The sequence below is a fragment of the Microcoleus sp. SVA1B4 genome, assembly GCF_036700545.1.
Lineage (GTDB): Bacteria > Cyanobacteriota > Cyanobacteriia > Cyanobacteriales > Microcoleaceae > Microcoleus.
Window position 1 is genome coordinate 1 of the sequence record NZ_JAUBPB010000138.1, and the last position, 3,916, is coordinate 3,916.

The window sequence follows — 3,916 nt, forward strand, 5'->3', positions numbered from 1 at the left end:
GCTGTATGCCGTGAAAGCTGCACGTACAGTTCTGAAGGAGAGGTGTCCTGTGGCAACACAGGCATCGACTCTAACCGTCGAGACAGAGTAAGACTACCGGGCGTAGCGTCCGTCAATGAAGCGTAAAGAATCCCCACGCCTTCAGGCTGGGGAGTATGTCAAAATGCTAATCACATTGCTGCAAAAATTTTATGTGCCGTTTGCTTGGCTACCTCGGGGAGCCGATTTTACTCGATGCTATTCTGTACAAGCCGGAACATTCCCTAATTGTGCAGAGTTACCAGCCCCGCGAAATGACTTCTGGCCTACTCAATGCTGACGGTTTTGGTATTGGTTGGTATCACCCGCACCTAGATACTGACCCGTTTACTTATAAAAATGTACAGCCAATTTGGAGCGACGTTAACCTTCCGAGTATCAGCCGATACGTTGAATCTGGATGCGCGATCGGATACGTTCGCAGTGCAACTTCAGGACAAGCTGTAGATTTGAGCAACTGTCAGCCGTTTCAGAACGATCGCCTGCTGTTCGTACACAACGGCTTCGTGAAGAATTTTCGGCAAACTCTTTACAGACCAATTCGCGATCGACTCAGCGATACCCTTTATCAATCAATTAACGGTACTACAGATTCAGAGCATATCTTCGCCTTGTTTGTCAATGAATTGACAGCCGGAAATCTGACCGTACAAGCAGCTTTGCAAAAGTCGCTGAAAATTTTGGCAGAGCTAGCAAACGTTCACCAAGTAGAATTTTCAGCTAATATAATTATCAGCGACGGACACCAGCTCGTTGCCTCTCGCTTTGCTTCCCAAAAAACCCCTCCTTCCCTCTATTGGCTGCGAGACGATTTAAATTTCCCGAATTCTGTCATTATTGCTTCTGAACCTTTATTTGCTGGCAATTGGCACGAGTGCCCAGTCCAGAGCATTATCAGTACCGGAGTAGAGCGTGATATCGAAATCTATCCAATCTTGTAGAGAGGCAATTTATCGCGATTTGCAGCAGTGTCGCCGCGGCACTTTCAAGCTATTTGCAGACATCGATTATGATACTTTTTGCCGTCAAGCTCATCCTGATTTCAGTCCAGTTGGCTGGCACTTAGGTCACATTGCTTATACTGAGGATTTGTGGCTGTTGCAACGATGTGCTGGCTTGGAACCTGTCTTTCCTCAGTATCACCAACTTTTTGCTGCTGATATTTTGCCGAAAAAACAACGGGTTTTTCTGCCCGCGTTACCTGAAGTTGAATTATATCTGGACGCGGTGAGAAAAAAGGTGTTAGATTATTTGGAAGTAGCGCCGATCGACGAGCAAGAACGTCTCTGGCGGTTTATTATTCAGCACGAAAGCCAGCACTGCGAAACTGTTGCTTTCGTGTTGCAAATGCACAGGAAGAAGGAAGAAAGGCACGACACGGATTTGGACAGGGATACACGGATTAATTCTCTACAACAGAGAGGAATAAAGCAGCCGAAATTCCCAATTCCCAATGCCCAATTCCCAATTACCGATTCGGCGATTGAAATTCCGGGCGGGGAATTTTACATGGGAAGCGATGCTGCTGAGGCTTTGGATAATGAGCGATCGCGCCACCTGTGTGATTTAGAAGCATACTCGATCGATCGCTATCCCGTCACTTGCCGTGAATACCGAGATTTCATGGAATCCGGCGGCTATCAAAACCCTGATTGGTGGTCAGCGGACGGCTGGAAATGGCTGCAAGGCGAAGCCGTCTCTCAACCGCTTTACTGGTCAGAAAATCCAGCTTTCAACAACCATCCAGTCTGCGGCGTGAGTTGGTACGAAGCCGAAGCTTACTGCAACTTTATCGGCAAGCGTTTACCATCGGAAGCCGAATGGGAAAAAGCTGCGAGTTGGGACGCCACAAATCAAACATATCGCATCTATCCTTGGGGAGAAGAACCGCCAAACGGCAGCCTGTGCAATCACGGCAATAATATTGCCAATACTTCGCCAGTTGATGCCTTTCCCAAAGGAGCAAGTGCGATCGGCTGCTATGATATGTTGGGCAATGTTTGGGAGTGGACTGCTTCAACCTTTGACGCCTATCCGGGATTTGAAAGTTATCCTTACAGAGGCTATTCTCAAGTTTATTTTGATGGAGAACACCGGGTTTTGAAAGGCGGGAGTTGGGCGACTTTTCCGCAGGCACTGCGATCGACCTTTCGGAATTGGTATTATCCGGGCGTGCGGCAAATTATTGCTGGTTTTCGCTGCGCTAAGTAGTTTGCTAGGTAATTATAATTACCATCAAGTTTGTTCATATTAAGGAATTTAGTCAGCGGATTTTTCAAATTAACAAATTCCTTAATACTTGCCTTAGAAAGCTTATTTGACGAACATCAGATAAAGGGCTGGAGAGGGAATTGGGGACAAAATTTGTTTGCAAAATTCCCAACATTTTTCCATGTGACAAGCTCAAATAAAACAAGTTTGGTTAAGTATTCAATAATTTTTGTGGATAAATTTTAAGTTTTAATTGTGGATGCGAGATCCATCGGGTGAGACAATACAGAACGGAGAGTCACCTGAAAAATCTGACTTGATCGCGATATTTGGCAACGCGACTGCGTGCTATACCCATGTGTGCATCTAAAAATTACTTTATGAAATCCCCAAGACTGTCCGACACAACCAACTCAGCCTCAACAAAAGAAAACCGGCTGCACTTAGAGCGACTGGTGAGCGCTGCGGCACTGACACCCGCAGAAATCAATGCTGGCAGCGATGCAGTTAGCGGGTTGACTCAAACCCCGAAATCCCTGCCTCCAAAGTATTTCTACGACGATCGCGGCTCGAACCTGTTTGAGTTGATTTGCCAGTTGCCGGAATACTACCTGACACGCACTGAGACGGCTATTTTGCAGGGGTGCGCGGGGGCGATCGCCAATTTAACGGGCCCCTGCGAAATCGTCGAACTCGGCAGTGGCAGTTCCACCAAAACTCGGATTCTCCTTGATGCTTACAGTCAACTGGAATATCCCCTGCATTATTTGCCGATCGACATCAGTCCTACTATCCTAGAAAGCAGCGCTTGTCAACTGTTGGCAGATTATCCGTCGCTCCAGATTCACGGACTTGTCAGCACTTACGAATTAGCCTTAGCTAAAATTGCACCGTCGCCGTTGCCAACCCGAATGATTTGCTTTCTCGGCAGTACCCTCGGCAATCTCAACGCTCAAGAATGCGATTTATTCTTCTCGCAAATTGTCGGTGCATTGCAGCCGGGAGAGTATTTTTTGCTGGGAATTGACTTGGACAAATCTAAGGATATTTTAGAGCCTGCCTACGATGACAGTCAAGGAGTAACGGCAGCATTTAACTTGAATATGCTGCGACATTTAAATCGAAAATATGATGGAAATTTTGATTTAGCACAGTTCGAGCATTGGGCTTTTTACAATCAAGAGGAATGTCAAATTGAAATGCACTTGAAAAGTAAAAAAGCGCAAACAGTGCAGTTGCGTTCTCTCAATTTAACGGTTGAATTTGCAGCGGGAGAAACTATCCGCAGCGAAATATCGCGCAAGTTTAATCTCACTACTGTAAAAAAAGAACTGTCGCAGCGTGGTTTAATGCCGGTGCAAGTTTGGACTGATCCAAATCAGTGGTTTGGCTTGATGCTTTGTCAAATTTCTGATGTTAATAAATGAGTTCTTCAGATATTACGCACAGTCAGGACACGGCACTGCCCTGTCCCTGCAAATCGGGCGATGGCGTCGGGTTCTCGCCCGTGCTACGACGTTTTGGGGTAGGGACACGGCACTGCCGTCTCCTCAATTTCTGTGTTGTCGATGGTTCTGAATTCAGGATATCCTGTTAGGAATGAGAATTAAATAACTTCCACAAGTTTGTGGGATGGGCGTCCCGCCCGTCCAAAAAGGACGGGCGG

The 3,916-nt window shown here is 46.5% G+C and carries 3 protein-coding genes; all 3 read left to right on the plus strand.

Translation table 11 applies throughout. The annotated features are described in order from the left end of the window. Nucleotides 1–191: 191 nt before the first annotated feature. Entirely contained in the window at nucleotides 192–980 is a 789-nt protein-coding gene (egtC, locus tag QT987_RS29435; protein WP_333246999.1) for an ergothioneine biosynthesis protein EgtC, read from the plus strand. Next, a complete protein-coding gene (gene egtB, locus QT987_RS29440) occupies nucleotides 952–2,250 on the plus strand; it encodes an ergothioneine biosynthesis protein EgtB (RefSeq protein ID WP_333247001.1) in 1,299 nt (432 codons plus the stop codon). The genes egtC and egtB overlap by 29 nt, the downstream gene beginning before the upstream one ends. Nucleotides 2,251–2,630: 380 nt before the next feature. Further along, nucleotides 2,631–3,677 (plus strand): L-histidine N(alpha)-methyltransferase, encoded by a 1,047-nt coding sequence (gene egtD, locus QT987_RS29445; RefSeq protein ID WP_333246426.1) that lies wholly within the window; start codon nucleotides 2,631–2,633, stop codon nucleotides 3,675–3,677. Nucleotides 3,678–3,916 lie beyond the last annotated feature (239 nt).